This window comes from Paraburkholderia sp. MM5477-R1 (genome assembly GCF_050436385.1).
Lineage (GTDB): Bacteria > Pseudomonadota > Gammaproteobacteria > Burkholderiales > Burkholderiaceae > Paraburkholderia > Paraburkholderia tuberum.
In genome coordinates this window covers 600,440-627,428 of the sequence record NZ_JBNDMC010000001.1, presented here as the reverse complement: position 1 = coordinate 627,428, position 26,989 = coordinate 600,440, and the positions used below count along the sequence as shown (strand labels likewise).

Below are 26,989 nucleotides of genomic sequence, written 5' to 3'. Positions count from 1 at the left end.
CCGCCCTCTATGCCGGCCAACGTATTGATGGATCGGTTGGCCGAGATGTTTCCGCAGGCGTACGCAAGTCAGGCACAACTACGAACGCTGCAGCGCCGGGGCAAGGCATGGCGAGCAGAGCGCGTAAAAGAACTGATTCTGGGCGGCCTGCGAAAGTCCGCTGATGCGCCAGCCGAAGTGTAGTTGCGGAGACGTCGAAAGTCGCCGGGGGCCGGGCGCTCCGCGCCCGGCAAACCACGAAAGAAGAGAAGAAAGAAAGCGAAACGACAACAATCCGTCCGGGTAACATTCCTTCATGAGGCAACACGACCGGACGTAGTCATTGTCGCCGCCCACAAGGGTTTGCCGCGTTGAGACGACGAGGCAGGGACGCCCGCGGCGACCCGCTCGTATCAGGTGGTCGAATTTGAACGCGCTTATTGAGGCGCTTTACTCAGCGCTTTCCAAACGACTTTTGCGGCGGTCTGAAATGCGCCCAGATCAGGCGCGTTATCTCCAGCTCGACGGATAAAAACGACCAGGCCCTGCAAGTGCGAGACGAGCAAAGCACCTCGGAGCGCGCATTCCCCAGACGTCAGCGCCGGGTTTATTTTCGCAACAAGACTCGTAAAGATTTCCTGGAATTCTCCCGTGATTTCCGCCGTCAAATCGCGCGCAAACTCCTCATGCTCGGCCAAACTCCACGATTCGAGGGCGAAGGCGCTCGTGCTGGTGCCAGGCCGCGTCAGTGCAGCAAACGCCTCGTCGACGATCGCATCGAGGCGGGCTTCCGGCGATCGAAGCTTATCCCTGGCGAGCGTTCGATAAAGCTCAAGGTAGCGGTTGGCCATCGCTCTCAACGTGGCTCGCAACAGGTCTTCCCGGGTACCGAAATAGTGCTGCAAGGTGCTCAGGCGAATACCCGCATCGCTCGCCACACGGCGTTGTGTGAACCCTGCGTTACCTTCGGTAGCGAAAACGCTGATCGCGACCTCGAGGATCTCCGGCACGCGCGTTGTTCTGTTGCCTCGCCGCCGGGGCTCGCCTGGCGCGCTCGAGCCTAGCATTTCCGCCGATGTGATCGTCATTTCTTTCATCTGCGCCCAACTCCTCAGTGACGGGTTATCTCCGCAGGACAGTTCCTTCCGGCCGCCGAAATGGTGCGCCTGACTCGGCTCGCGCCTGGCTCAAGAGGGGATCCGTCAGTCAGTGTCGCCGGGCCGCCGCAAAGCGGAAGCAGCCGTCCCTTCCTGTCATTCGACCTATGTATGGTAGGTCAATAAACCAATTAAGCACAGTTAACATACTGCCCAACACCGGCTTAACGACCAATTGCTTGGGCTTGACCCACCGAGCAGTCGCTAAATCCTCGTACTTATTGGTATTTCTCCCCTCGTTACTGGTCTTGATTATTGGTCTAACGACCACTAGTATTTGGTCATAAGACCTATTTCAGCAGCTCAGGTTGCTGAATGCGTCGAGGCGGCTGCCGTAGTCAAGGAGAAGCTGACGTGTTGATGTCCTACCCCCTGCGCGAGTTGCAAACTGCGATCTGGGCGCCGTTCCTTCCCTGGCTGCAGGCCACCGCCAGCTTCCTTGCAGGTTCCGGCAACGCCGCTTCCGCGCTGCCCACCAGTCAGCTCGTGGCCGGCTGCGAGCTGTTGGCGCGGCTCTGCAAGCGCTACCCGAAACCGGAATTCGGCCTGACCGACGCCGTCGTCGAGGGTCAGCAGGTCGCGGTGACTGAAACTGTCGTGCTGGACCAGCCGTTCTGCCGGCTGCTGCATTTCGAGCGCGCCACGCCCCACAGGCATCCCGTCGCGCTGGTCGTCGCGCCCCTGTCGGGCCATCACGCGACGCTGCTGCGTGACACCGTGGCGGCGATGCTGCAGGATTTCGACGTCTACATCACCGACTGGCGCGATGCCCGCACGGTTCCGCTCGCCGAGGGCGCCTTTCACCTGGACGACTACGTCGCGTATCTGCGCGAATTTCTGCGTTTCGTGGGACCGGACGTTCATGTTGTATCGGTCTGCCAGTCGACCGTGCCGGTGCTCGCCGCTATTTCGCTGATGGCTGCCCATGGCGAGACGACGCCCAGAAGCATGACGCTGATCGGCGGCCCGATCGACGCGCGTCGCGGCCCGACGACCGTCAACGAATTCGCCGTCAGCAAACCGCTCGACTGGTTCGCACACGAACTGATCGAGACCGTGCCGGGTAACTATCCCGGTGCCGGCCGCCAGGTGTATCCCGGCTTCCTGCAGCACGCGGCCTTCGTGGCGATGAATCCCGAGCGCCACCTGGATTCGCACGTGCGCTACTACTGCGACGTGGCAGCCGGCAACAGCGAAGCCGCCGACGCGCATCGCCGCTTCTACGACGAGTACAACGCCGTGCTCGACATGGCGGCCGAATACTATCTGGAAACGGTTCGGGTGGTCTTTCAGGAGTTCTGCCTGGCGCGCGGCACCTGGCAGGTGCGCGGCGAACACGTCCGCCCGGGCGCCATCAAGGCCACTGCACTGATCACCGTCGAAGGTGAGCGGGACGACATCTGCGGGCGGGGCCAGACCCACGCGGCTCACGATCTGTGCACGGGACTCGACGCGTTGCTCAAACACCGGGTGACGGCCCGCGGCTGCGGCCACTACGGGATTTTCTCGGGCCATGCCTGGCGCACTGCGATCTATCAGCAACTTCGTGACCTGATCTATCAGCACGAATCGCACGTCAGCAACGAATCGGCGGCCGACTTGCACACCGGTGTCCTCGAGGACGTGGCGGCCTGACGGCGCACGGCAAGGGGCGCGCCCGATCAACGGCCATGGGGTTGAAGGAGCAGCAGATGAACACCGATCAGAAGTCCTTGCGATGGTTGATCGACAAATGGCTGGCGCCCACGCCGGCCATGCCGGTCCGCCTGACCCGATACGGTCGTGCAAACTCGAGCCATAGACGCTGCGTGCGCGTGGAGTCGTTGCGAACGACCGGCTCGCTGGCCATTTTCTTCTTCCGGCACGATGACGGATCGTGGCGCGTGTTCCCGCCCGCGTCCAGACGGCCAGTGATGCATGCCTACCCATGAACTGGATAGACAGACCTGGCAAGTCAGCTTGGGAAGTCTGGGCGGCCTGGTCGGCCGTGTGATAACACGGCCGGGCTCGCATTTTTAGTACAAGCCGCGGTTTCGCGTTACGGACGTCTGGAATCGCCCGGCCTTAAATGCTGCCTGGTGCTCGCCATATTTGCGGATGGCGAGCGCCAAGGAGATCCTGCCTCGGAGGGGACTGCGATGAAACGGCGTGCGGGCGGTGTTGGAGCAGTGGGGGGCGGTGGCCGTTGTGAGGGTCCTGGCAGTACGACGAACCTGGGACCTGTCCAATGAGCAGGTATTCGAAGCGCACTGCGCTTATCACGCGTGGAACTGCATGTCTATCGTCCCGTTCCCGGCTGGGCACTTTCCTATGTTCCCAGGAGTTCATCGAGACTAGTAGAGATCGTGGGCCGGATCCTGCTGGCAAGGCAATGCCGGCATCAGGTCGGACCGATTTCTGTTTGAGGAACCCGGTCTTGCTGGATGCTGGGAGGTCCGCGATGCGTGCTTACCGGCTTGCGGCGTGAGCGACGGGTCGATAGTCGAGCGATCTGAGGAGAACGGAATGAACATCCTGGAACTGGCGGGGAATGCCGGAATGCTGGTCGTACTTGATGGCAGGATCGGTTGCACCGACTACCGAAGCGTCCATGGAACCCTGGATGCGTTTCAGCGTTTTGTTCATGCGTTGGAGTCGGCATTGAAGAATGGTGAGGAATCCGATTGGTCTCGGTGTCGGGGAGGCCTGTGCGCCGAGTCTTCGTCATCCATGAAGACATGGTGCCGGAGCGCCACCAGGGAGGCCCTCACGCTGACCTGGAATGCGCATATGAGCGCTGGCCATGAAACCGGAGCGGGTGCAGGACATGCTGGTTCCGGATCGTGAGCAAGCTCGATTGAGTGGAGCGACTGATGAAGGTTTCCGCAATCTACACCTGGGTAACGGTGCTTACTGCTATCGCCGCGGGGCTCGCTTCGGGCTCGTCCTACGCCTACGCGCTCGATCCGCAACTCGACTGTCGATCGAACGCACACGCGTTCATCGCCCCGCTGCTAAAGAGCCAGTATATCGATCCGAATCCGATGCGCGTCGAAGCAAACTCGGTCAATGCATTTCGACCGGCGCACGGCAGCAAGTTGACGGCATTTGGCTTTCCCGTCTACGCCGTCCTCGGGTATGAACACGACGATGCACTGTTCAAACGCGGAGATGGCCGGCCCGTCCCGGACTCAGCCTATGGGGTGGTAGTAATCGGCCCCACCGAGTCAGTAGAAGCGCACGCGCGCCAGACCGGCAGCGGCGCTGTCATTCATCAAGTTGTCCCCCTCTTGCTAACGGCCATTTTCTGCAGCGGACCGTGACGCGCCCAGCGATGCCGTCATGCATGCAGTGGGATGGCGTTGTTACATGAGTGTTTGCGTCGCCGTAGTGCAATCAATGGGCCTTCCGGCGTGGTCGACTTGACGTGGGCCGCATGAGTTCTGCAGATAACGTATGGCATCCATCATTAATGGTCACGGTTGGCGGCTTCGACAATTGTCCGCCGCTGCCAGGCGGTGAGTCGCGCCTCAAGTTCGTTTCGATGGCACGATGCGTTCATCCGGTGTCTGGGTAATGCGAAGTGCTGACGGAACGGTCCGACCGCAACGCCTGCGTGCGCTGCGATGCGGAATCCTTTCATGCGTGTGATACAGGGATTTTGCTTTCTTCATCCAGACATCTTACCCGAGCGCCTTCTCAACCTGACAGCGCCGTCTCGGCCGCGCGCAACCGGGCCGCTGACGCAGAAGCCGGTGACTGCTTCGCTTGTCGAAAATTCGAGGAATGCCGCGAAAGTGGCAGGGACGTACGGCCTGTCATCGAGCTAAAGCCAACACTCGCGTAATCGCAACGTGCAAGTAATATGGATTACCAATTACATGGCAGTCAAATGCCGCAGCCCCGCGCAGGAATGACTCAACACTGCCGACGAGGCCGCGGCCACGCTAACCGGCAAGAATTGCATCGGCTAAGTTTTGCAACGAGATACGGCTGTTGTGAGAAGTAAATTATCCAAATAGCCTGGTTTCGCGATGCTTTTTTTCACTCGTCCCCATCGTTCACGCAACTAATCTTGTAGCTAAATTTCAACTAAAGTTGTAACGCCCCGCGTGTCTTGCTACCACGTGTGCGCTTTTTCCTGCGTATGCGCCTGAGCAGGTCACTCGGCTTCCGTGCCATGACCGCTTTGGGCGCCCGGGCCGGCCATTGCGTTGCAACTTTGGTTGGAATCGCACATGGCATTACAACTTTAGTTGACGGCGTCGTCCCGGGAGCGGGAACGGAGAGCACCGATGCCACAGGGGACCGGGGATAAAGGGCTTTGTCGCGGTAAGGTTCAAAGAGCGAGCGGAATCGATATGCGAAGTACTGCTTATGTTGCGAGCTCGTAGAATTGGTCAGCGGCGGACGGATGGGCTCCGCGAGCACATTTCATCTGTCCTTTGGCGATCATGTGCATAATCTCAATGCCGGCCAGAAGGATCCGGGCACAGCGAAAGGTCTTGAACCCCAGCATGGGCCGCGTTCGTCGCTTGATCGCCCGATGATCCTGCTCGACCAGGTGTTGCCGTCCTTGTCGACGGCCCGGTAAAGATACCGCCAGTCCCCCTTGACGCGTACTGTACGTTTCGTCCATCCGCCAGCTCTTACCCACGGGGCGCTTGCGGCGGCGAAACGCTTTCTCCAGCACCGGCAACACCTTGATGGCCCAGCGGTGCACAGTCGAATGATCGACCGAAACGCCGCGCTCAGCCGTCATGTCTTCAAGGTGCCGTAGGCTCAGCGGATAAGCCACGTACCAGCGCACGCAAGTCAGCATCACGTCGAGCGGATAGTGCAGGCGTTTGAGCACTCGGGCCATCGCCGGATTCATCGTCTTCATCGAGCTTTCAGTCGTCCGTGTCGTTCCGCCCATCATAGCGGACCGCCTTACTGCAACAGAACCGCCTTGGCGTACGCGATGGCGAATTTGAGCGCGGCCTTCTCCGAGGCAAAATAGGCGAGTATGCCGAATGCGCTGCGCTTTCCGGTCGGGCTGGTGACAAACGCGCTTGCCGCATACCCTGGCACCGACATCGAGGGGAGAGGCACGATGACGTGTTCTTTGTGATGGATTGGCTTGGACTCCATGCCGTGCCTCGGGTATATGCGATGTGTCAGTCTAAAACGTCGCAGCGCTTCGTTATGTTCGGAATGTTACGTTCGCGGGCAATCCCGACCGTCAATGAATTGGATTTCTGTTGCTCGGAAACGCCCAGGCCGGACCACAATAATTTCCGCGCCCTCTCGACAGCGGCATCGTGTCCGAATGGGCACAGGCGAGCCATCTTGTCTCTGGACAACATCTGAAGAAACCCGTCTTGCACAGAGGGTGGAAGGGCCATCAGGAACTCCAGCTTAATGGGTGTGAACAGTCGATGGTAATGCGGCTGCGGCATTCCATCAGGGCGAGTGCGGGAAAAAGCTAATGTCTAGCGACTGCCGCCTCACAAAGCTCACTCGTGAGATTGCCGTCTGGGTGAGGTCAGGTCTGTTTTCTCGAGCAGCGCATCGAAGGCTTCCCGCGCGTCCTTCAGTTCCTGCATGGCCGCCGCGAATCTGGCCAATGCCAAGGTCGATGGTTGCTCATGTGGGTCTCCTGCGTAGTGCGCTTCCAGCCGTAGTGACGCGGCTTGTACTTCTCGCGCGGCGGTCACCACGCGCTCGAGGGCGTGTGCCTCCGCCGAGACCTTTTTCTCTTTCATCGTCGTTGTTTCCTGGGGACTGGGCGCGACCACCGTCCGGACGCTTCGGTTGGCGTTTGGCGTTGCTTCCCTGAGGCTGCCTGCATTGGAAGCACGCAATGTGCCGACTCTAAAAGATGCGTCCGATTTAATCGGTGCGAGACGTCATAGATGGTCGCCGCTGGAGCCGCGTCATCGGTCCGCAAAGTCTGCTGCCGACAATACTATCGGGGCGCCGGTCTTCTTGAGCATTCTTCTTTCGACGGCTGCCGTTATGCGCTGGTGTCCGTCAGCAAATGCTTTCAATGTGCGCGCCTCGTTAGCACCGGCCGGTAACCAGAAATGCCGTTCGAGCGCGTCGCGGGTGATTGAGCATTGCACCGACTGGTTGCGAAAAGATGCAACGAAAGCAACGACTTTTCCGTCTGAAGAAACGCACGTTTCCGCGGTGAAGGTGTCGTCCATAGTTGCATAGATTCCTTATTGACCGAACGCAGGGTTGCCGCCGAAAGCACCCGCTGGCTTACCCGGTCAATAATAAATCAGATGGCCCCCGGGGTTGACCGCTGTCGAGCCCTATCGTTAAGCGGAAGCGTCACCGCAGCCCATAGAGTAACCGGGCGCAGTGCAGTCGGGATGGTTCGCAGCGGCGCCTGTCCCGAACGATAGCCCGAGACTTTTTTCCCTTGTAGTTGCATCTGCAACCAACTCGCGACTTCGATGGCGTGGTGCAATAGAAACTCCGAAGTGGCTATCGATGAGGCGAGTTCCGCCTAAATGTGCGAGCCCTCCGCGGGTTTGCCTAACTCATCGCCTGTTCCGGACTGGAGACGGATATTTCAGGCGGGAATGCATCGATGCTTTCCAGCAGTCTCTGCAGTCGTTGTTGCTGGTTCGGTGAAAGTCCCTGCGTCGCAAGTGCCTGAAGCACGCGCCTGCGCCAGTAAGTTCTGGTGAATAGAGACTCCGCTCCTTCCGCACCCAGCACCTGCTCGAGATGGTCAGTCGCGGGGTCGATATTACGGAATGTGTAGGGACTCACGCCCGTCGGGTTTCTGTCAGTGAAGGTCATTGCGTGCGCTCTGATTTACCTGCTTTTACTTTCCCGCGTGTGTCCGAAAAAACGGTCGCGCCCAACTTTACTGATATGAAAAATACGAAAAATAGGTCGGGATTTTGAAATCAAGCAATACAGCAAACAGACTGCTGCGATGACCCAATCACACGGCGCTAGCGCCAGCACATACGCCTGCCGCGCGGGTCTCGGGCGGGGAAGACGTGCCATGTGCCGTCATCGTGCCGGAAGAAAAAAAGCGCAACCGAACCTTCCGGTCGCTGTACCTCGACACGTGCGTAACGCCTGCGGCTGGCGCCTGTGCGACTGAATCGGATTACCCGAACCGGCGTCGCCGCAGTTGGCGTCAGCCATTTTTCAACCAGCGAACGCAGGGACCTTTCTGCCGTGTTCATCCGCTCCTCCTTCAGTTTCGTTACCGTCGGCTCGGCGTTGCCCCGTGGCACTCACCTCGATGTGCCTGCGGCCTCGAAGAAAGTGGTCACTTCGCGTGATGGATGCCGGACAAAATCAAACGAAGCTACGGCAGGCGACCTGCGCAACGGCGCTTGAAAATTTCTGGCGCAGGAGACGAGTTCCGCGACCGCGTGCGAGGCGCACCGGGCGCCTCGCACCGCCACAGGCGGCCACCCCGCAAACAAGGCGGGCGGGGTGCTCGCCTGAACGATTTGACAGTAGTGAGCTACGACAAAACGCTATTACTTCTCACTGGTTTCGACCGGTGCTGCAAGCTGTCGAGTCCGCTTTGCCGTGGTCGACGCCGCCGCGCTGATATTGCTCTCCGCAGTCTCTACCGCCTGCTTTGCGGCCTTCCTCGCAGCTTCATACGTCGTGTTCGCCGTCTCGCTTGCCGTGGTGATGAAGGTCTTCCACGCAGCCACGGCGTTTTCGCTTCCTGCCGGCGCGTTCTTCGCGATGCTGTCGACAAATGCCTGTGCATCGTGCTGGAACTGCTTGATTTTTGCTTCGGCGACGGCGGCGAATTCGGCTTGAGTGCTGGAGATAATTTCGTAAACGTGGCGCCAGTATGACTGTGCTTTTTCTATGGCGGGTTGAGCCTGGCCTGCCTGTTGAGCAAAAAACTCCTGCGGCGCTCCGGCCGAACACGCCTTGACCAGGATTTCCTGATTTTCGGCGAGGCCTGATTTGACCGCTTGCACGTTCAACCCGACCAGCTTTTCGATGGCGTCAAATGATTTGGTCAGGATGCCAAATGTTGTGTCAACACCAGCTTTCTGCGCAGCGACGATTTGTTCCGGGGGAATACTGCTCATCATTAACTCCATAGAGGATGCGGGACCAGCGTCCCAAGGTTCCGATGCACGGAATCGCGAGCTATCAGCCACCAAAAGCCACAACGTCGAGCAATTGATGCGATGCAGCAAAATCATTCTAGAGCGGCTCGGGCGAATGTCAATGACCTTTCGGCACGCATCAGGCGCGACCTAGGAGGTCGACGCCGAAAGCCTTACTGGCATTGGCGAAGATGAATTTAAGTAGAAACCCCAGCAGTCAAACGGTACAGACTTCCCACATATTGGTGTTTACGATGACTTGTGCAGCGCCGCAGAAAATTTGTACAGTCATGCTCGTTCCGACGTTGTGCGGAGTTGTTTCCGCTCGCGCGTTCAGTTGCTGGTCGCGACGCGGTACCTACCCGGTTCGCCAGAAGGCTGGTGCACGGCTTCATGCTTCAATGGTGGAGGCATCGAGGAAGCTAGAGGGCGAGACCGCAGCGTCCGCACCCGGCGTGAAAGCGTCATCGGCCCCATCGCCTTAACGGCGCCCTGTTTGGGCAAGGGGGGGACAGTGCTGGCATCGAGCTTCAACGGACGGGTGATTGCCATCGTGAGGGCGGTTCGCCACGTTTCGTAAGCGGAAAAGTCCGGCTCACCGCTTGATGTTGCGTTCGGATTTTCCAGGAACTGTTTTTCGCTTGACGCCGATGTTTGTTCCGGTAAATCATTGTGCTACCAGACGGGACAGCATTTCGGAGTACTGACAAGGTGATGTAGGTGCGCCACATTGAGTCACGAGGTTGTCATGACGAACCAGTAACGTCACTCGACGCCGCGGACAAACCGGCGCTGAAATCTATAAAAGAATAAAGCTGAGAGACCTGAGCGATGAATCGGCATCTACAAAATATTGGCCACCTCGAGCGTAGCGTCGAGGACGACCGCCTCAGGCGCGCGTTGGCCGCACGGCTTGACAGGGCATTCAAACGGGCCCGAATCAGCTCAGCCCACGCAGCGAAGAGGTTAGGCGTGAGTGAAGACGATGTGCAGTATTGGCGCAGCGGCATCACAGTGCCTCCGCTGAACGCCTGTACGCGTCTCGCCGCTGCTCTTAATCTGGATATTCACTGGCTCTGCACCGGGCAGACTCACGTCGTCTAGCGAGCATACTCGCGCGCAGCAAGTCAGGCAGTCCTCCCGTCGGTCTGGATGCCTCTTGCTGCTCCCTTCCTGCTCGGCGTCCCGTCTGCACGAACGCCGCCTGCGGGTAGTGCAGTCCGCCCAGGATTTACCGTTGAGTCGGGTAGCGCTTTGAAAGCTGGCAAACACAACCTCGCATCCGCTAAGGCGCGGTGCCTCGGGCATTACCAGAGGGACCTGGCGCGAACTGCCTCGCTCATTTCGAGCACGCTGTGCGCGGAAAGCATGGCGGCAGCGATAAGGGAAACCGTTCTCCTGTTTGAGGCATCTCGCGGACGCGACGACCTGGAGCCGTTCGCGCGCGCACTTCTTGATAGGTTGGGAAAGCGTGGGAAGCCTGAAGCAGTGAAGGTGCTTCTCGACTTCATCGAGCGTGGCCGCTTGCCAGAGGCGCCACCCACTGCGCCCTCCGGCCCCATCTCTGCTCGCAGGCCCCGAAAGCGTCCAGAGCTTGCACTCCCGGAACGCCAGGACGCAGAGGGCGGACTGAGCAGAAGAGTGAAAATCTCTGGCGCGATGCCGCTGGACACGGGAGCGTCGCTCTTCGCACTGGAAAAGCAGTCATACCGAAGCCGCCACGTCGGTGTCCCGAGTGACTTAACGAGGAAAACTATTCTATTCCCTAACCGTAACAGCAACTGAGGGCAGAGCATGTCAAAGCGAATCGCTTACGTAACCGGGGGTATGGGTGGAATTGGTACTGCGATATGTCAGCGGCTTTACAAGGACGGGCTAACTGTCGTGGCCGGATGTGGACCGAACTCGCCGCGACGGGAACGGTGGTTGGCCGAGCAGGCTGAGCTTGGGTTCTCCTTCACGGCTTCAGAGGGCAATGTCAGCGACTGGGAGTCGACAGAGGCCGCTTTCGCGAAAGTGAAGAAAGCGGTCGGTGAGATTGACGTGCTGGTGAATAACGCCGGCATTACGCGGGACGGGACGTTTCGCAAGATGTCCAGGGAGAACTGGAACGATGTCATTGACACGAACTTGACAAGCCTCTTCAACGTGACCAAGCAGGTCATCGAGGGGATGGTCAGCAGGGAGTGGGGGCGAATCATCAATATCTCATCCGTGAACGGTCAGAAAGGACAGTTCGGCCAAACGAACTACGCCACAGCGAAGGCTGGCATTCACGGCTTTACGATGTCGCTCGCGCAGGAGGTAGCGACAAAGGGCATCACGGTGAATACGGTCTCACCAGGCTATATCGGAACCGACATGGTTCGGGCGGTGCGCCCCGAAGTGCTGGACGCAATCATTCAGGGCATTCCGGTGCGCCGTATTGGGGAGGCGTCGGAAATTGCGTCAATTGTCTCGTGGCTTGCCGGCGATGAATCCGGCTTTGCGACCGGTGCTGATTTTTCGCTCAACGGTGGGCTTCATATGGGTTGAGGCCTCTTTGGACGCGTGGTCCGCGCAGGTCGCTAGAGGTCCCGGCCTGCGTTTTTGACAAGGTGACGACGAGATTCAAGCCGCTTTGCGGCACGCACATTGATGGCTCAATACAGGACCAGTCGCGTCACATTAACGACCGATGTGACGCGCAGAAACGGTGTCAGCGTGGTAAGCCTCTTCCTCCTGATTCGCTGCGCTGTGAAATCCAGCAAACGAAAATGCGGCATTAAACTTTCGTGGAATGAATATGGCAACCGGGGCAGTAAAATGGTTTAACGACGCCAAGGGCTTCGGCTTTATCACGCCGGACGACGGCGGAGAAGACCTGTTCGCCCATTTCTCTGAGGTTCAGGGCAGCGGCTTCAAATCATTGCAGGAGAATCAGAAGGTAAGCTTCGAAGTGAAGCAGGGACCGAAGGGCAAGCAGGCTGCCAACATCAAGCCGCTGTAACAAGCCCGACACTCGTCGCGATGAATGGGCCCGTAATGCGGCCCATTTCGCAAAACAGACGGACAACCAACCGGAGACCGGCATGTGCGATGTGCCGCATATCGAACCCTCGTCCTACCAGGGTACCCGCAAGACGTTGCGCTTTCTTGCACGCGACGCCCGAAATCCTGGCGCAGCCCTGGTTTACTGGCTGGGGGTGACGGAGCCCTCTGCGGAACCCAGCTTTTTCAACGCCATGCAAACATACGGACCGTTGATGCAGCTGGTTCTACCCGACGAACGTCCAGGCGTCTTCGTGAAACGGGACGCCGTTCAAAAAGTCCAGGATTGTGGAGTTGTAAAGCGACTCGTTTTCATGGACGAGTCATCGCTCGACGTTCGATATGGCGGCCCGTGCCGCGACCTCTTCAACGAGTGAGTGACGCTGGCGTGCCTCTGTGGTCGCGGGAGACGGATAGCGTCCGTGAATAACGGCAACGGAACGGTGATGCGACTTCGCAGCTAGCGGCGCCATTGTTCCAGGCGAGCCTTCGCTGCACGGCTGGACATGACCATCAAGCGCGCAAAGGTTACTTCCAGTCGGGTGGGTTTTGTCGCATTAACGCGGTCAAGTAAAATCCGTCGACCGCAACGCATGATAAGCATCATGGCAAAGACGAAAACGCCGCGCAAGACGCCGCCCGCTGGCATTGGCAAGGTACTGAAGCGGCTGCACTACCCGTTGGACGTGATCCTGCTGTGCGTGCGGTGGTACGTGGCGTACTCACTGAGCCTACGTAACCTCGAGGAAATGATGGCCGAGCGGGGTATCGAGGTGGATCATTCGAGCGTACACCGGTGGGTTATCAAGCTGCTGCCGGTGCTTGAAGAAGCATTCCGCAAACGCAAACGGCCTGTGGGCAAGAGCTGGCGCGTCGATGAGACCTACGTCAAGGTCAAAGGCCAATGGAAATACTTGTACCGTACAAGGTCAAAGGCCAATGGAAATACTTGTACCGTGCCGTCGACAAGACAGGTAATACGGTGGATTTCCTGCTGCGCGCCCATCGGGACAAGGCCGCGGCGCGCCGCTACTTCGAGAAGGCGATTGAACAGAACGGCGAGCCCGAGACAATCACCGTGGACAGGAGCGGCGCGAATCTGGCTGCGCTTGAAGCGCTCAATGCCGAGCGTTTAACACCGATCAAGGTCCGTCAAAACAAATACCTGAACAACGTCGTCGAGCAGGATCACAGTGCCATCAAACGCATCATCAAACCGATGCTGGGGTTCAAGGATTTCCGCTGTGCGCGCATCATCCTGTCTGGCATAGAAATCGCACACATGATCCGCAAGGGGCAGATGTGTGACGATGACGTCGCCCCGACTGCAGCTGAACAATTCTACTCGTTGGTAGCGTGAGGAGTACTACCGCTATCACGCTTTGCTCAGGCTGTAATCGTTAGCGCGACAGAACCCGAACTTTCGCGCACCGGGCCCCGCCACCTCGATGCGCTTGATGCGCTTGATGCATCATGGCACGAGGGGGCCTGCCACGCTACCACTTACTCACAACAGGACAGCTTGCTGCAAAAGCTCGAGCGCTTTCAATTCGTCCAATTGCCCCGTGCGTGCTTTACTTGCAAGCGTCTTGATCAATGCTTCCGCTATCGGTTCAATACCATGAAGATTGTCCAGGCTGGTCATGCAAGCGAAGGGGACCAGTACCGGGTTTGGCTGCGGTATGGCGGAGGCGGGGAGCGACTCAAGGGTTGCCGGTGTGGTTGCCGCGGCTTCCCCATTACTTTCTTCAAGTGAGTGACTGGCAAGATCGTCGGGGAAATCACTTGCATGATCTTGCGGGCTGACGACGATCGTCTCATTCTCTGCTGCAACATCCGCCGAAACAGGTGAGGGCCTTTCCAGATCGCCCAGGGCGCCCGCCCGCGCGCGCCCCGTGCGCGCCTTCGCATTGGCGAGCTTTCCTGGTACGCCATCATTTGCAGCGGCCGCAAGCGGCTCGTGTTGTTGAACCGATACGCGACCGCGCGAAGCAGGCGTAAGCATACGCGACACCGACTCTGGGATCTCGGCCTCGGAGCGCGGCGTGTCCAACCAGCCAACTGGCAATCCCAACTGCTCCGTGAACCGGTTTGCTTCGACACTGTCCATGCGCTTCTTGCCATGTAGTCGATCGGCTATGTTGAATGCACTCATCTCCATGACCACGCCAAGTCTTACTTTCGATCCGTTGCGACTCGTGAGAACGTGGAGGTTAGCGCGTCGGATGTTCTCCACCTCAGCGCTGTCGCTCAAAGCCAGCGGTTGCTGTTGGGGTGTCTTAGGAGACGTCTTGTATTTCGAAGGCGAAGCTTTGAGCGGCGCGTGAGGTTTAGTCTCTCCGGCCATTTCGCTTCGACTATTCTTGACGGCTCTGGGTGACACGCCAGTTGCTTTCTTTGGCATTTGCGCTTCCTCGGATAAACTATCTTTAAGAAATGATTGCTGATCGACGTTCAGGGCAGAAGCCCGCGTGGTTGCTTCAGGCACGTTTGATTCGTCGTCCGTTTGAATGAAGTCGAGCGGTGACTTCAGACGAGTGATTGTCTCTGCCGCGAGTACGGGATTGGGCTGGTCAAAAAAGCCGTGCGGCAATCCAAGCGTGGTTTCCATGTGAAAGGCGGTCTCGGGCGTGAACCGCTCGCCCTTCATCAGTTCGGCCACGCGCGTCATGTTCGATTCAAGTGCTATCGCGATATTCTCCGCGCCCACCGCATCGACCAGAAACTGAAACGATCTTGTTTTGAAAATTGAGGCAGTCTGGGCGGGGTCTCGAGGAGGCGCCTTCACATACGGTTGTCCCTGCCGGCTGGGCGGGGATTTTTTTTCGTGGCGAGGTTGGCGTTGGCCGCTGTCCCGGGATCCCGCATATCGCCCGCGGGCTTGACTCATAACGTAGGGCTCCATGCGATGTTGATACTCTGAATATCTTGATTATAGAGGCGACGTTGTCATCTAATGCGTCAGTTGCTACATATGCGTCCTCCGCCACCGGCCTCCAGCGCCCAAAAGACCGTCCTCATGCTGTCACATTTCGACGTTAAGCTTTTTCGCCCTCGGTAGTAAGCCCACCGTTGTGTCGGTCACCGAACGCCCGTCACCGCAACACCTGACGACGATCGTTTCTCCCTTTGCATCAGGAGCATCCCGTGCTGAGCGCCCACGAATTTGCAACATTGATGCTGGTCAAGGACTCCGCCGATCACATTGCCGATCGGGAAGAACTTGGAACATTGCTTGAACGCCAGCTTGTCGCACTGGAGCGACTTGCGGGCGGGGCAGTATGCCATCGCATCACGGAGGACGGGGAGTCTCTTCTCCGTAACCTTGCTTTTATCAATTGATGAGAGAAAACCGTCGGGTGCCTGTCAGGATTTTCCACCCGCCCGACTCGCAGGCGGTACTGCCTCAACGCAGCGCTTCCAGGCGACGTTGGCAACGTTTGTCGTCTCCACCGCGTCGATAGCTCTGCATGGCCTTTGTGCGGTCCGGGGCAACGCTCCTGTCTTCTGCGCCCCACACGCCTTCCCAGAAAAGACCGAGATTGTGTGCCGAGGCTTTATGCCCCAGTTCAATGGCCTGCTCGTAAAGCGAGCGCGCGCGGCTCACGTCCACCTGCATGCCTCTTCCGAGGCGCGCGCTATCGGCCAGCGCGGCGGCGGCCATGCCGCGCAGACGACCTTCGGCGGTTTCATCCTTCATCACATCCTCGAGAATCGCGTTACCTCTTCCCAGGTCCGGCTCCGCTCCAGTCGGGGTGACCAGAGAAATGGCCATTGCCAGTCGCCAGGCTGGATGACGGTTCGCGCCAAGGCGCTCGAGTAACCAGCGTCCCAGATCGGGTGCGCGGTTTAACGTGCTGGTGAGCAGCGCATTTGCGATGGCAGCGAGCGACTCCGGTGACAGGAATCCAGTCTTGTTTGCCGCAATGACGTGACGGGAGAACTTTTCGACATCCAGTGTAGGGTCGGCGCGGCGCAACTGATGCCATTCACGCTCGATCGTCCCAACCCAGCTTTCCATTTGCACGGTGAGCAATCCGTTGGTGAAGAATGCACCTGATTCTAGCTCACCTTTTGTCGATTGCAACCTGCGGATCAGATAGAGACTGCACGAAGACCCTAGCGGTGCGATTTTTCTACATAAGTGGTATCGCAATGAAGATCGATGGCTGCAGCGCGGTGCCCGTCATCGGAAGAGCGCGTTGAAAATACCTGGGGCAGTCAACGGGTGGTTGACTACAACGTGAAGGTCCGCGTGAAGTCGGACAACACGGGTGTCGACATTGCGAGTGTGAAGGTGTCGATGAACCCGTTCGACGAAATCGCCGTTGAAGAGGCGGTACATCTGAAGGAAGCCGGCGTGGCGACGGAAGTGGCCGCCGTGTCGGCGGGCGGTCGCCCAATGTCAGGAAACGCTGCGCACGGCGCTGGCGATCGGGCGCGTACCGCGCGCTTCTGATCGAATCGAATGAAGGCCTGCAGTCGCGAAGCTGCTGAAGGCGCTGGTCGACGAGGAGCGACCGCAAGTGGTGAACCTCGGCAAGCAGGCCATCGACGACGATTCGAACCAGACGGGCCAGATGCCGGCTGCGCTGGCGAATCTGCCGCAGGCGATCTTCGCGTCGAAGGTTGTGTGGCTGACGGCAAGGCGACGACGGTGTCGCGTGAAGTCGATGGCGACGCGGAAACGTTGTCGCTGAAGTTGCCCGTTATGTCGCAGTCCGGACGATAATATTGAATTCATCGCAACGGTGGCTGTTTTATCCCATCCATAAATTGGACGGTCTCGTAGTCACGCACGAGTTTTTCGAAACCACCGCGGACGACGTCGGCTTCCATCGCGTGAAGACCTTTTTCGCCTTGAAAGTTGGATCTGAAGGCTTGATTGAACCGGTTGTTCAAGTAGGAACTGACTTCCTCAATCTTTTCGGGACTCCCTGAGTTCGTGAAGAGAACTGACCTGGGTGAAGCAGCGTCATAGAAAAGGTTGTGCGGCCACTTGGGTACAAAGTTCGCGGGCCTCTCGTCGGTAATCCACATGGAACCGATAAGCTTAAGCTTCCCCTTCATCCCCTTAGGCGTTGTGAACGTCCACACCTTGCGCGGCAGCCGCTCCTGAAGTTCAGCCAGCTTGTGAGTATCGGCGCCAAGTGTACCTATCCGCCCTTCGTTTACATCCGATACGAAGTCTTTCCAGTAGTAGAAGATGTCCAAATCTACTCCGTTCTCAAATTGACGATTTCGGGTCAAACGTCGGGACGGTCGACTGGAGGCCGACGCTTGGCAATTCAGTTCCCAAAGGCGCCTCCAATCTTCGAATGACCGGCGCAGCGGACCTGCAGACGGTGGAAGCGGCTCGCGACACCTGGTACCTCTACCGCTTGAACCGTATCCGGTCGAAGCCATCCGGGCGTACCTGAAGGAACATGAGATTGCACAACCGGTGCCCTACGCATCTTCCCGAAGTCAGTGACTTCGCGCGCCGACGGCTGAAGCCGATGCAGCGTCGCCCGAGTGCGCGGCGACACCCGTTAGAGCGAGCCGGTGTCAAGCAAACAGGCGAAGTCAGGCTTGCAGCATCAGGGTGGGGTGATAGCGCCACACCTTCGGGTCGGCGCTCAGCAGGGGCATCCCCTCGTGCAGCGCCTGGGCGATCATGAGGCGGTCGAACGGATCCGCGTGATCCGCATGGAAAGGAAGCATCGAGACTGCCTCCGTATGTTCACCCGTGATCGGCAGTTCGACGAAACCGGACAGGCGGAACGCCGAGCGGGCATCGCGCGGATGCACGCGCAGGTTGCCTTTCGAATGCTTGATGGCAATCTCCCAGATCGCGGCTGCGCTGACCAGCAACGTATTGGCCGGATCCTCGATCAGGCTGGCGGCCTGCGGTGACAGCTGTGGCGCACCTTCGGCGGCCCACAGCGCGATATGCGTATCGAGCAGCACTTTCACGGAGTGAGTCCCTGCTGCGCGCTTGCCTCGAAGTCGGCGGCGATCGCGTCATCAGCGGCGTTGAACGCCTCGACGGTGGCGGGCACGGCCAGGCCGGCCAGCAGGTGCCGCGCGGCGCCGATGCGCCGCGGCGCCGCGAACGGCAGCAGCCGCGCGACGGGCGTGCCGTTGCGGGCGATGATGACCTCGTTTTCCTGGCCGACCTCCAGCCGCTCGACCAGGCTTGATAGTTTCGACTTGGCGTCGTGCATGTTGATCGTGAGCATGGCACCACCTACGTATTAGCTAATCAATGTTAGCTAGTATGCAGGCATGGGCCGCCAAAGGCAAGCACCAGCATGGGGGTAATCGTTCGAATCGTGCAAATTCTGGCGGTTTGCACGAAAAACGGCCGACAGATCAATGACTTGCGAAACTCATGGTCACGCGACATCCAGGAAACGGCAAACCCTTGTTCGGCAAGCCTCTGCGCCCTGCAACCGCCAGATAATGCACGGGAAGTACGAATACCCCTGTTCAGCTCGCAGAATTCCTTGCGCGAGCCGGTGAAGCGATTCGGCTCGCTTGTATCGACGCATGAACGCGGCGGCCACGATCGCAAAAATGAGACCGCCTGCCCCCGCTCGAGCATTGATTTGACATAATGAAAGTTATCAATTTTTCTGTATGTAGTTTATTCATAAGTTTGGAGCGGATGCCCGATCAGCCACGTCTGTAGTTTCATCCGTTGGCCCGCTCAGACGGCATAGTCGATCTCGCTACGCCTTTTACAATTTCCTGGCTCGATTGCGGATGGCAGCCGGCGTGGACAGGGTGAGCGCGCGAAACCCGCTTTCCTCCAGCTCCGCCCATTCGTTCGTGAACGGTAGATAGAGCCTAATGATCCAGGAGCGACCATCACTTCGTCCATCTCGACGCGCGGCGTACGGATGCAGGATCTCGCCATCGGCTCGCACGCGGTCGAACTGCAATAAACGCTTGTGCGGGTACGGACCACTGTCGAGCTTCTCGTCCATCATCCGGCATAGCGCCGCATGAGAAAAGCCGGGATGGCCTGGCAGGCGCGCCTCATCGATGCTCGCGCGAATCTTTTCGGCTTCGCTTCGATGCGCGTCTTCCAGTTCGGCCTCGTCGAGAACTACTTCATTGACCATGTACGGCGGACCTTCGTACCAGACTGGATCATCCTCGACGAGCCGGATGGCGGTCACTGTACGCGTACCGGTGTCTGTGCAGCGCCACCAAAACGGGCCGCACGTGAATTCGAGACCAATGTGAAATTCAGAAGGCTTCATGGACATGCTCAGTCCTTCGGACAGTTCCGGTTCAAGTCAAGAGCATCGAATCTGGAATCTGCTCTCGTCGAAGAGATGAACGAGACCACACTTGCAGAGATCGTCCGCATCCGGACGATCAGCCGTTTCCCGGCCAGACGCAGCCGGGCCCTTCGTACTCTGAGATCATTCAGCTCAGTTTAGCCTTTGCCGACGGTTGACCGGCACGGCGTCGTGGTGCACACAAAGTCGTAGCCGGACGGCAACGGCCGTAGTGCGAGGAACGCGGGCGCGGTCGCCGCTGCCGCATGCGCGCCGTGCACATGGGATCGACGTTCGCGAGACTCGCCTTTACACAATGGCGATAGTTTTCTTTCCATAGCAGCCAGTTGCAAAATCAGAACCATCGGACCCTCATTCGATCGCGATGTCACGTCGATCGTCCACTTCAGCACATACCGCCGCTGCGGCACGATGATGGATGGATTGGCCAGCAATCACACTTCGCAAGTATCTCTGATTTTATGCGCGTCCTATCCTGGATGGGAGCCGCGCGGAAGCCGGCCGCGAAGGAGTACGGACGGGAAGACCGTTGATTGGGGGCGCGGTAGCGGGGCCACGGAAACGCCTGCATGAACAACGTGGGCGTTTTCTTTTGGCGGGTTTACATCGAGCGTCACATTAACCTTGAAGCCACAATCCTGCGCCTGTCATCGGCAACTTGAAAGTCGTCGAGATCTGACGGTGCGAACGTCATCTTCTTCGTGGTGGTTTTTCTTCCGGGTGCGTTTTCTTCCGGCTTTTGTTTCATAAAGGCCTGGCTGTTCTTCGCTTTTCGCTTCTTCTTCGGCTGTTGCTTTTTGTTCGTGCCGAGCCTGACGGCGAGGCTCGGGCGTAGGCGCGCGCATGATCTGCCCCCAAGGAGGGTCGGTCATGAAGCGCGTCGGACAGCGAAAGTGCCGGCATTGCGGGGCCTGGTTTCGTCCCGATCCCCGCAATGCGCGGCACCAACGGTACTGCAGCGAACCCGCGTGTCGCCGGGCGAGCAAAGCCGTCAGCCAGCGGCAATGGCTGGCCAAACCCGAGAACCAGGACTATTTCCACGGTGCGGAGCACGTCGCGCGGGTGCGGCATTGGCGCGCCGAGCATCCGGGCTACGGGCGCCGAACGCAGCAGAAGTCCGAGAAGTCTGGGGATGCGTTACAAGAGAACTGCCGCGCGCCAACCCTTGCCCCACAAGGCTCGGGGGCCGATTCGGGAGGCGCTGCGTTACAAGAAGTCTTATCGGCGCAACCGGCCGTCCTGATTGGGCTGATCGCCCATTTGACCGACAGCCCGTTACAAGAAGACATCGTGCGCAGCAGCCGGCGGTTGCTACAACTGGGGCAGGACATCTTGCATGGGAGGGGGGAGCATGCCGAGCAAGCGTGTGATTTGCCCTGAGCGGATCCGGCAGATTCCGGCGCACTTCAGTTGGGTCGATCACCGGCTGGTGCGCGAGCGCTACATCGAGCGCTGTGACGCCTGTGCGGCTGCGCTGTACCTGTTTCTGGTCACCGTCGCCGATGCGCAGGGCCTGAGCTACTACGCCGACGCGACGCTCGCACGGCGCCTGTCGATGGCGCCGGCGCGTCTGGAGATGGCCCGCAGCGACCTGATTCGCGTCGGCCTGATCGCCTGGCAAAGGCCGATCTATCAGGTGCTGGCGCTGGATGCGCCGGTGCCGGCGCCGCCGCTGCCTCACGCGGATGTGACGACGCAGCTTGAGCGGTTGCACGCGGCGCTGGGGAAGCGTCGTGCTTGATTATGAAACGTACTGCAAGATTCGCGACTGCCATGATCGGCAGCACCTGACGATCACGCAGACGGCGCGCGCGCTCGGCCTGCATCCGCAAACGGTGTCCAAGTGGTTGAAGGCCGCGCGGTACGCACATCGCGCGCAGCCGCCACGCGCCAGCCGGCTCGATCCGTTCAAGGCGCAGGTGGTGCGCTGGCTCGATGCGCACCCGTACAGCGCGCAGCAGATCTTCCAGCGCTTGCGTGAAGCGGGCTTCGACGGCGGCTATACGATCGTGCGCGACTACGTGAGCAAGATCCGCCCGCCGCGGCGCGAGGCATTCCTGAAGCTCGCGTTCGCCCCGGGCGAGTGTGCCCAGGTCGACTGGGGCGAATACGGTTCGATCGCCGTGGGCTCGACGCGGCGGCGGCTCTCGTTCTTCGTCATGGTGCTGTGCTACAGCCGGCTGATGTATCTGGAGTTCACCGTCTCACAGACGATGGAGCACTTCCTCGCCTGCCACGAACATGCCTTTGCCGCCTTCGGTGGTTGTCCGGCCAAGATTATGGTGGACAATCTGAAGTCCGCGGTGCTGCAGCGGCTGATCGGCCAGGCGCCGGTATTCAATCCGCGCTACCTCGATGCAGCGCGCCACTGGGGGTTCGAGATCGTCGCCTGCAACGTCGGCAAAGGCAACGAGTATGGTGTGGTAAAAAATATGTGCCGGTCGCTTGCCAGCGAGGCTAGGGCAGCATCTTCGCGGAAATCGAACAGCACATATTATTCGGCTACAGGGTGCGGAGGAAGGACATCAGGTCGGGCTGGTCGCGCCATTGCTTTTGTCCTCCGGCAACGCCTTCCACTTCGCATGTCGCCAGCGCCCGCGCCTTTGTTTCCAGATTGATCTCGGCATAGATATTGGTCGTCTCCAACGAAACGTGTCCAAGCCAGCCGCGTATCGTATTGATGTCGACACCGGCCTGGAGTAGTTGCGAGGCGGTCGTATGGCGGATCACATGTGGGTGCACACTCTTTCCGGCAAGTGATGGCGCGTTGGGGACAGCACGGACAGCGCAGCGCTTGACCAAGGCGTGAATGCCGGAGCGCGTCATCGTCTGGTGGAACCGGTTGAGGAACACCGGCGCGGCTGCGGCTCTCCCCTCGGACTGTAAGTGCAACGCGTCGAGCGTGGATTTCCAGAGCGGGCAGCGGCGATGTTTGTTCCCCTTGCCGACAATTCTGACCGAGCGCGTGTGCCAGTCAACGTCGCCAATCTTGAGCTGCGCAGCTTCGCTTGCACGCGCTCCGGAGTTATACATGAACAGCAGTAACGCATGTTCGCGTTGCCCTTGCGCCGTATTCACGTCGGAGGCAGCAAGCAGAGCGTCCATTTCCTGCTTGCTAAGATAGCTGATCTCCGGCCGACTGGTTCTCTTGACGGGGATCAGATGAATCTGCGCCCACCAGTCGACGTATTCCGGTGCATGTTCGCCGACGAAGCGGGCCAGCGCGTGAATGCTGCCGAGCCGCTGATTTCGTGTGCTGACCGTGCAGTGGCGCTGTTCTTCCATGTGCGTCAGGAACAGGCGCACCATTTGCGCGGAGAGATCGTCAACGGTCAGGCGGTCGATACGCTTGTCGACCTTGGCGGCCAGATACGGAAGCAACAGCACGAGCATGTCGCGGTAACTTCTTTGCGTATTGATGGCAAGGTTACGTTCGCCCACCAGATACTCGATCAGGAAACGTCGGATCCACGGGCCCAGCAGGGAGGAGTTATTCATGTTGCACCTCAAGGACGTAAGTTTCAAAGCGCGTGCCAGCTTCATTCAGCAACTCGGGCGTCAGGGTAAGGTAGCGTTGGGTGCCCGCGAGATCAATGTGGCCGAGATAGGTGGCGAGCTGCGGCAACAACAGTTGCAAATCCGCGCCGCTGCGATACCAGGCGATTAGTCGGTGCACCGCGCCTGAGTGCCGCAAATCATGTAGCCTCGGCTGGCAGGACGCACCACCTTCGCGTTGGATATTTGCCAGGGTGCGCTGTCGCTGAAAGGCCCTGCACACAGCTTTCTGGCTCAGGGGGCGACCATCGCGTAAGCAGAAGAACGGCGCAGCCGGTGCCTGCCCAAATCTCTGGTTGCGTTGCCGTGCATAAGCTTGCATTGCACTATTCAGATCTGCGCCTAGCGGAACCAGCCTCGATCTGTAGAATTTGCTCTCGCGCACGTGCAGGACGGCTTCGTCGAGATTGACGTCCTGCATGGTTAGCCGCAAGGCTTCGCCATGGCGGAGGCAAGCGCCGTACAGAATCAGAATGAGTGCACGCAAAACGTATGCATCCAGCAGACCGTATGGACTGCATGCCGCCGACGCCACGTCGAGCAGGCGCTTTAGCTCATCGTGCGAATAAATATAGGGTGTCAGCGGTGGCGGCAATTTCGGACTGTAGCGAGGAAGCGGAGAAGCCGTGACATACCCACGCGAGAGGGCGAAACGAAACAGGCAGTCAAGTACTGACCTTCTCTTGCCCCAATGGTTGGTCAGAGGCCTGTGGCCAGTCAGGAAGTCGTGTACCTGTTCGACTGTGACCGACTCCACATTAATGTTGCCATCAAGCCGGTGGCAGAATGAGGCAAGCGTGGCCGCCTCAGAATTGAAGCGCATGCCCAACGCACGTTTGTGGCTAACGTATTGGGCGACAAGTTCGGAGAGCTTCATAGTAGACTCCCCAGATCGATTTCGGCCACACACCGCAGTCCGGTCAGGTCAACCTTCGCATAGGCTCTCGTCGACGAAGCGCTGCGATGGCCGAGATGGTCCCCGATCTCCTTCAGGGCAAAGCCAGCGTCGAGTAAATGCCGGGCGTTGGCGTGCCTCAGGCAATGTGCGCCACGTCGCGGGATATCGATACCAAGCGTCGCGAGACGCGAGCGGACAATGCTACTTACGCGTCCGGGTGATCGCGGTCGGATCGGCGCTTCGACCGACAGGAACAGCTCGCGATGGGCGCTTCGCGGACGCGCTTCCTTCAGGTAGCGCAGAATCGCGTTTCCAACTGTTGCCACCAGCGGGTATTGCTGTGTGCAACGTTGTTTGGGACGATTGACATGAAGGATCTCGCCGCACCAGTCTATATCCTCCAGACGGAGCCGGACTACCTCGCCGCGCCGCAGTCCGTAGACAACCAGCAGCATGATCATCGCACGGTTGCGTAGATCGATTGTGCTGTCGCCGACAAAACTGGCGACGAATCTTTGCACATCTTCCCAATCCGGCCTGAGCGGCAAACCCTCCTCTCTGTACACCACTGGTGCTTCAATGCCCGACGCAACGTTGGTAGCCCACCCTTGTCCTTCTACGTACCGGAAGAAATTACGGAGCGTGCTCGCAAGCGCGTGTAACGAAGCTCTGGCCCAACCATGGTTGCTTTGGTACCCAAGATAGGCGTCGACATCGTGGATAGTAAGAGCAGCGAGTTCCTTGTCAGGGCGACAGACCGTTGCCAGAAAATGACCGATCTCATCACGACAGGTTGAAATCGTAGCAGGAGAAAGTCCTCGCTGGTCGCGCATGAAGTCGACGTAGTGCTCGACATAGCGAACAAATGGTTCTCTCGTGGGATGCCGTTCCTCCAGACACCCCAGAAAGCGCAGCCAGGCCGTGGCGGTATGGATGAACAGAAGCCGCGAGCTGCGGGACTCGTTCGTGCGCTCACTTCGGAGAAGTCGAAGCCGATGGTCAACTGCAAACGCGATTTCCTCGTGCGTTATTAACCGCGGGCGGGACAGGTCAATGCTCTGTGAAAAAACCAGCAGGATCCAGGCGATCTTCCGGACCGACTTGGGCGGATAACCCTGTTCCTGACAGTGGACGAGGAAGCGCTTCCTCGATTCCAGGCAGGGCGCCAGATTGTGGGCAGCAAGAACATGCGGACGCGTAAAGAGAGTCTCGAACATGATATTCCCGCATTGATGATCAGTGGAATATCAGTATCGGCCTGAAATTATGTCGTCATGAAACGTCAACCCGGAAGACCATGCAGGGGCATTGAGAGCTACCGCGACATATTTTTTACCACACCATACTCCCAGCCACTGGCGACGTTGCAGAAGTCCGGATCGAACAGGTAGTGCGAACACATCACTGCGAAACGCGGATTGACCGTGCGACCCTTGCCTTTGTGAACCTTGTCTACGGCCGTTTTCATATTGTCGTAGATGCCCCGGCGGGCCACCCCGCCGAAGGCCGCGAACGAGCGCGTATGGGCATCGAACAGCATCTCGTGCCCCTGGCTCGGATAGGCAACCAGCCAGAACGCCCGCGACGCACATAGCTTCATGTGCGACACCTGCAGCTTGCGGTAAATGCCGCCGACAACCAGTCCTTCCTCGGACCAGTCAAACTGGAATGCCTCGCCCAGCTCGAATCGCAACGGCACAAACGCCGATTTCGAAACCGCCTTGCCTTCGCCTTGCCGCCAGGCCCGGATGAAATCGGTCACCCGCGAGTAGCAGCCGTCGTAGCCGCCCGCCTTGATCTCCTGGAACAGCATCCAGGCGGTGCGCCGCTCCTTCTTCAGTCGCCGCGCGTCGACACTGAGCGCCTGCACCAGCACCTCATGAAACGGCGTCAACCGGGTCGGCTGGGAGCGCCGCTGATACTTCGGCTCCTCCTGAACATCCATGTTCAGATATTTACTAATCGTGTTGCGCGACAGGCTTGTGAGACGTGCTATCTCGCGTACCGACTTGTTCTGGCGGTGGAACATCCGCCGCACCTTGCCAATCATCGTCATCGGGATCATCCCCAAACACCCTGCCAGAAAAACTAGCAGGATAGGTTGATTGCCCGGCTCAATTTTCAGTCGGCGCGATCCCTACATGTGGCTGAATTTTCGGTCGGCGTAAACAGTGCAGGTTCACTTTTCCGCCCGAGCCGGTCTGCTTCGGCACGATGCCAACCCATGCGGCAAACTCCCGCCCCGAACTGAATGCTTTCGGATCACCCATCATTGAGACGACTGCCGTTGCCGTCAGCAGCCCGACGCCGCAAATTTCGCTAACCGCTTTCACCGCCTTGTCGTCCTTCTTCCACTCGCGCATCCGGCGCTCGATCTCGGCAACCTGTTCGTCCAGCTTCGCCAGTCCATTCCACTGCTCGCGAAACGTATCGATCAGCACGGCAGGCAGGCGCTCCGCGATCCGTTCGAGCACGACCGGTATCTCTTTGTTCAGCTTGTTCCGGCCCTTGCTCATGATCTCTCCATATTCCATCAGCAGTCCACGCAGGTTGTTGATCTGCATCGTGCGAAATTTGATCAGCTGCTGCCGCATACGGTGTAGCGCCAGCATCGCCTGCTGTATCTCGGTCTTCACCGCGACGGCCTTGCCGGGTTGCTGCACAGCCATCCAGATTGCACGGGCGTCTGCCGCATCGTTCTTGTTGCGGATGTTGAACGCCTTCACAAACTTCGCCGGCATCAGCTTTACCACGTGACCCATGTTCGTAAGTTGCCGGGCCCAGTGGTGCGATCCGCCGCACGCCTCCATGCCGATCAGGCACGGAGCCCGGTTCGCGAAGTACTCGAGAAACTTTGCCCGCTTGATCGGCTTGTTCACGATTTCTCCGGTTTCCTGATCGACGTAGTGGACCTGAAACACCGACTTTGCAATGTCAATCCCAACTGGCGTAAGCTTCACGACGGATCCTCCGGTTTGCCTGGAAACTTCGTATTTTCCACGT

The 26,989-nt window shown here is 58.9% G+C and carries 28 protein-coding genes and 5 pseudogenes; 13 read left to right on the top strand and 20 right to left on the bottom strand.

All coding sequences use genetic code 11. From position 1 onward, the window contains the following. Positions 1 to 416: 416 nt before the first annotated feature. Positions 417 to 1,076, bottom strand: a complete 660-nt coding sequence (locus OKW35_RS03090; protein WP_090812534.1) for a TetR/AcrR family transcriptional regulator — start codon at positions 1,074 to 1,076, stop codon at positions 417 to 419. Positions 1,077 to 1,496: 420 nt separating this feature from the next. Between OKW35_RS03090 and OKW35_RS03085 the strand changes: the two genes are divergently transcribed. The 4 genes from OKW35_RS03085 to OKW35_RS03070 all read left to right on the top strand — a co-directional run bounded on the left by OKW35_RS03085 (position 1,497) and on the right by OKW35_RS03070 (position 4,438). Further along, a complete protein-coding gene (locus OKW35_RS03085) occupies positions 1,497 to 2,771 on the top strand; it encodes a polyhydroxyalkanoate depolymerase (protein WP_429551236.1) in 1,275 nt (424 codons plus the stop codon). A 56-nt stretch (positions 2,772 to 2,827) separates the two neighbouring features. Further along, positions 2,828 to 3,067, top strand: coding sequence for a hypothetical protein (locus OKW35_RS03080; RefSeq protein WP_090812650.1), 240 nt, complete (start codon positions 2,828 to 2,830; stop codon positions 3,065 to 3,067). Between the two features lie 574 nt (positions 3,068 to 3,641). Further along, positions 3,642 to 3,962: a hypothetical protein gene (locus OKW35_RS03075; protein WP_176078963.1), complete on the top strand. Its 321-nt coding sequence runs from the start codon at positions 3,642 to 3,644 to the stop codon at positions 3,960 to 3,962. Between the two features lie 26 nt (positions 3,963 to 3,988). Beyond that, positions 3,989 to 4,438 carry a hypothetical protein gene (locus OKW35_RS03070; RefSeq protein ID WP_090812532.1) on the top strand — a complete coding sequence of 150 codons (450 nt, stop codon included), beginning with the start codon at positions 3,989 to 3,991 and terminating at the stop codon, positions 4,436 to 4,438. 1,052 nt (positions 4,439 to 5,490) lie between these two features. On the opposite strand, the pseudogene OKW35_RS03065 reads toward OKW35_RS03070, so the two are convergent. The 6 genes and pseudogenes from OKW35_RS03065 to phaP all read right to left on the bottom strand — a co-directional run bounded on the left by OKW35_RS03065 (position 5,491) and on the right by phaP (position 9,190). After that, a pseudogene (locus tag OKW35_RS03065) lies at positions 5,491 to 6,000 on the bottom strand (IS6 family transposase). Between the two features lie 47 nt (positions 6,001 to 6,047). After that, positions 6,048 to 6,248, bottom strand: a complete 201-nt coding sequence (locus tag OKW35_RS03060; protein ID WP_090812531.1) for a hypothetical protein — start codon at positions 6,246 to 6,248, stop codon at positions 6,048 to 6,050. 365 nt (positions 6,249 to 6,613) lie between these two features. Further along, positions 6,614 to 6,862, bottom strand: coding sequence for a hypothetical protein (locus OKW35_RS03055; protein ID WP_090812529.1), 249 nt, complete (start codon positions 6,860 to 6,862; stop codon positions 6,614 to 6,616). Between the two features lie 171 nt (positions 6,863 to 7,033). Beyond that, entirely contained in the window at positions 7,034 to 7,306 is a 273-nt protein-coding gene (locus OKW35_RS03050; RefSeq protein ID WP_429551213.1) for a DUF1488 family protein, read from the bottom strand. A 337-nt stretch (positions 7,307 to 7,643) separates the two neighbouring features. Further along, positions 7,644 to 7,913: a hypothetical protein gene (locus OKW35_RS03045; protein ID WP_090812527.1), complete on the bottom strand. Its 270-nt coding sequence runs from the start codon at positions 7,911 to 7,913 to the stop codon at positions 7,644 to 7,646. Positions 7,914 to 8,614: 701 nt separating this feature from the next. Beyond that, complete coding sequence (gene phaP / locus OKW35_RS03040; protein WP_429551235.1) at positions 8,615 to 9,190, bottom strand: TIGR01841 family phasin; 576 nt, start codon at positions 9,188 to 9,190, stop codon at positions 8,615 to 8,617. Positions 9,191 to 11,005: 1,815 nt separating this feature from the next. Here phaP and OKW35_RS03035 point away from each other — a divergent pair. The 4 genes and pseudogenes from OKW35_RS03035 (at position 11,006) to OKW35_RS03020 (ending at position 13,601) form a co-directional block, all read left to right on the top strand. Beyond that, positions 11,006 to 11,746 carry a 3-ketoacyl-ACP reductase gene (locus tag OKW35_RS03035; protein WP_090812524.1) on the top strand — a complete coding sequence of 247 codons (741 nt, stop codon included), beginning with the start codon at positions 11,006 to 11,008 and terminating at the stop codon, positions 11,744 to 11,746. Between the two features lie 250 nt (positions 11,747 to 11,996). Beyond that, on the top strand, positions 11,997 to 12,200 hold the full coding sequence (locus OKW35_RS03030) for a cold-shock protein (RefSeq protein WP_090812647.1): 204 nt from the start codon (positions 11,997 to 11,999) through the stop codon (positions 12,198 to 12,200). 82 nt (positions 12,201 to 12,282) lie between these two features. Next, positions 12,283 to 12,618 carry a hypothetical protein gene (locus tag OKW35_RS03025; RefSeq protein WP_090812523.1) on the top strand — a complete coding sequence of 112 codons (336 nt, stop codon included), beginning with the start codon at positions 12,283 to 12,285 and terminating at the stop codon, positions 12,616 to 12,618. A gap of 228 nt (positions 12,619 to 12,846) precedes the next feature. Then, positions 12,847 to 13,601 (top strand): annotated as a pseudogene (locus tag OKW35_RS03020) (IS6 family transposase). 147 nt (positions 13,602 to 13,748) lie between these two features. On the opposite strand, the gene OKW35_RS03015 reads toward OKW35_RS03020, so the two are convergent. Next, positions 13,749 to 15,131 carry a hypothetical protein gene (locus OKW35_RS03015; RefSeq protein WP_090812646.1) on the bottom strand — a complete coding sequence of 461 codons (1,383 nt, stop codon included), beginning with the start codon at positions 15,129 to 15,131 and terminating at the stop codon, positions 13,749 to 13,751. A 257-nt stretch (positions 15,132 to 15,388) separates the two neighbouring features. Between OKW35_RS03015 and OKW35_RS03010 the strand changes: the two genes are divergently transcribed. Continuing rightward, complete coding sequence (locus OKW35_RS03010; protein ID WP_429551212.1) at positions 15,389 to 15,583, top strand: hypothetical protein; 195 nt, start codon at positions 15,389 to 15,391, stop codon at positions 15,581 to 15,583. Between the two features lie 64 nt (positions 15,584 to 15,647). On the opposite strand, the gene OKW35_RS03005 is transcribed toward OKW35_RS03010, so the two are convergent. Next, positions 15,648 to 16,328 carry a sel1 repeat family protein gene (locus tag OKW35_RS03005; RefSeq protein WP_244145042.1) on the bottom strand — a complete coding sequence of 227 codons (681 nt, stop codon included), beginning with the start codon at positions 16,326 to 16,328 and terminating at the stop codon, positions 15,648 to 15,650. 78 nt (positions 16,329 to 16,406) lie between these two features. On the opposite strand from OKW35_RS03005, the pseudogene OKW35_RS03000 reads away from it, so the two are divergent. Then, a pseudogene (locus OKW35_RS03000) lies at positions 16,407 to 16,955 on the top strand (electron transfer flavoprotein subunit beta/FixA family protein); the annotation flags it as partial. Positions 16,956 to 16,981: 26 nt separating this feature from the next. Here OKW35_RS03000 and OKW35_RS02995 read toward each other — a convergent pair. The 6 genes from OKW35_RS02995 to OKW35_RS02970 form a co-directional block, all read right to left on the bottom strand. After that, entirely contained in the window at positions 16,982 to 17,455 is a 474-nt protein-coding gene (locus OKW35_RS02995; RefSeq protein WP_429551211.1) for a hypothetical protein, read from the bottom strand. Positions 17,456 to 17,806: 351 nt separating this feature from the next. Further along, positions 17,807 to 18,196, bottom strand: coding sequence for a type II toxin-antitoxin system VapC family toxin (locus tag OKW35_RS02990; protein WP_090812519.1), 390 nt, complete (start codon positions 18,194 to 18,196; stop codon positions 17,807 to 17,809). After that, positions 18,193 to 18,462: a type II toxin-antitoxin system Phd/YefM family antitoxin gene (locus tag OKW35_RS02985; protein WP_090812518.1), complete on the bottom strand. Its 270-nt coding sequence runs from the start codon at positions 18,460 to 18,462 to the stop codon at positions 18,193 to 18,195. The genes OKW35_RS02990 and OKW35_RS02985 overlap by 4 nt, the downstream gene beginning before the upstream one ends. 501 nt (positions 18,463 to 18,963) lie before the next feature. Then, positions 18,964 to 19,491 carry a hypothetical protein gene (locus OKW35_RS02980; RefSeq protein ID WP_429551210.1) on the bottom strand — a complete coding sequence of 176 codons (528 nt, stop codon included), beginning with the start codon at positions 19,489 to 19,491 and terminating at the stop codon, positions 18,964 to 18,966. A gap of 179 nt (positions 19,492 to 19,670) precedes the next feature. Next, positions 19,671 to 19,967: a hypothetical protein gene (locus OKW35_RS02975; RefSeq protein ID WP_429354593.1), complete on the bottom strand. Its 297-nt coding sequence runs from the start codon at positions 19,965 to 19,967 to the stop codon at positions 19,671 to 19,673. 213 nt (positions 19,968 to 20,180) lie between these two features. Next, positions 20,181 to 20,405: a hypothetical protein gene (locus OKW35_RS02970; RefSeq protein WP_429551209.1), complete on the bottom strand. Its 225-nt coding sequence runs from the start codon at positions 20,403 to 20,405 to the stop codon at positions 20,181 to 20,183. On the opposite strand from OKW35_RS02970, the gene OKW35_RS02965 reads away from it, so the two are divergent. From OKW35_RS02965 to istA (OKW35_RS02955), 3 genes are read left to right on the top strand one after another with little or no spacing between them, the layout of a single operon-like run. Then, entirely contained in the window at positions 20,404 to 20,913 is a 510-nt protein-coding gene (locus tag OKW35_RS02965; protein ID WP_429551208.1) for a hypothetical protein, read from the top strand. The genes OKW35_RS02970 and OKW35_RS02965 overlap by 2 nt on opposite strands. Beyond that, on the top strand, positions 20,885 to 21,274 hold the full coding sequence (locus OKW35_RS02960; RefSeq protein WP_429332952.1) for a hypothetical protein: 390 nt from the start codon (positions 20,885 to 20,887) through the stop codon (positions 21,272 to 21,274). The genes OKW35_RS02965 and OKW35_RS02960 overlap by 29 nt, the downstream gene beginning before the upstream one ends. Then, positions 21,267 to 22,151, top strand: a complete 885-nt coding sequence (istA, locus tag OKW35_RS02955) for an IS21 family transposase (protein ID WP_429551207.1) — start codon at positions 21,267 to 21,269, stop codon at positions 22,149 to 22,151. The genes OKW35_RS02960 and istA (OKW35_RS02955) overlap by 8 nt, the downstream gene beginning before the upstream one ends. Here istA (OKW35_RS02955) and OKW35_RS02950 read toward each other — a convergent pair. From OKW35_RS02950 to OKW35_RS02930, 5 genes and pseudogenes are all read right to left on the bottom strand, one after another. After that, a complete protein-coding gene (locus OKW35_RS02950; RefSeq protein ID WP_429551206.1) occupies positions 22,036 to 23,031 on the bottom strand; it encodes a tyrosine-type recombinase/integrase in 996 nt (331 codons plus the stop codon). The two genes, istA (OKW35_RS02955) and OKW35_RS02950, sit on opposite strands and share 116 nt — an antisense overlap. After that, on the bottom strand, positions 23,024 to 23,965 hold the full coding sequence (locus OKW35_RS02945) for a tyrosine-type recombinase/integrase (RefSeq protein ID WP_429551205.1): 942 nt from the start codon (positions 23,963 to 23,965) through the stop codon (positions 23,024 to 23,026). Before OKW35_RS02945 ends, OKW35_RS02950 begins: the two co-directional genes overlap by 8 nt. Then, entirely contained in the window at positions 23,962 to 25,203 is a 1,242-nt protein-coding gene (locus OKW35_RS02940) for a tyrosine-type recombinase/integrase (RefSeq protein ID WP_429551204.1), read from the bottom strand. The genes OKW35_RS02945 and OKW35_RS02940 overlap by 4 nt, the downstream gene beginning before the upstream one ends. A gap of 113 nt (positions 25,204 to 25,316) precedes the next feature. Then, positions 25,317 to 26,042 (bottom strand): annotated as a pseudogene (istA, locus tag OKW35_RS02935) (IS21 family transposase); the annotation flags it as partial. A gap of 115 nt (positions 26,043 to 26,157) precedes the next feature. Further along, positions 26,158 to 26,946 (bottom strand): annotated as a pseudogene (locus tag OKW35_RS02930) (IS110 family transposase); the annotation flags it as partial. Positions 26,947 to 26,989: the final 43 nt, after the last annotated feature.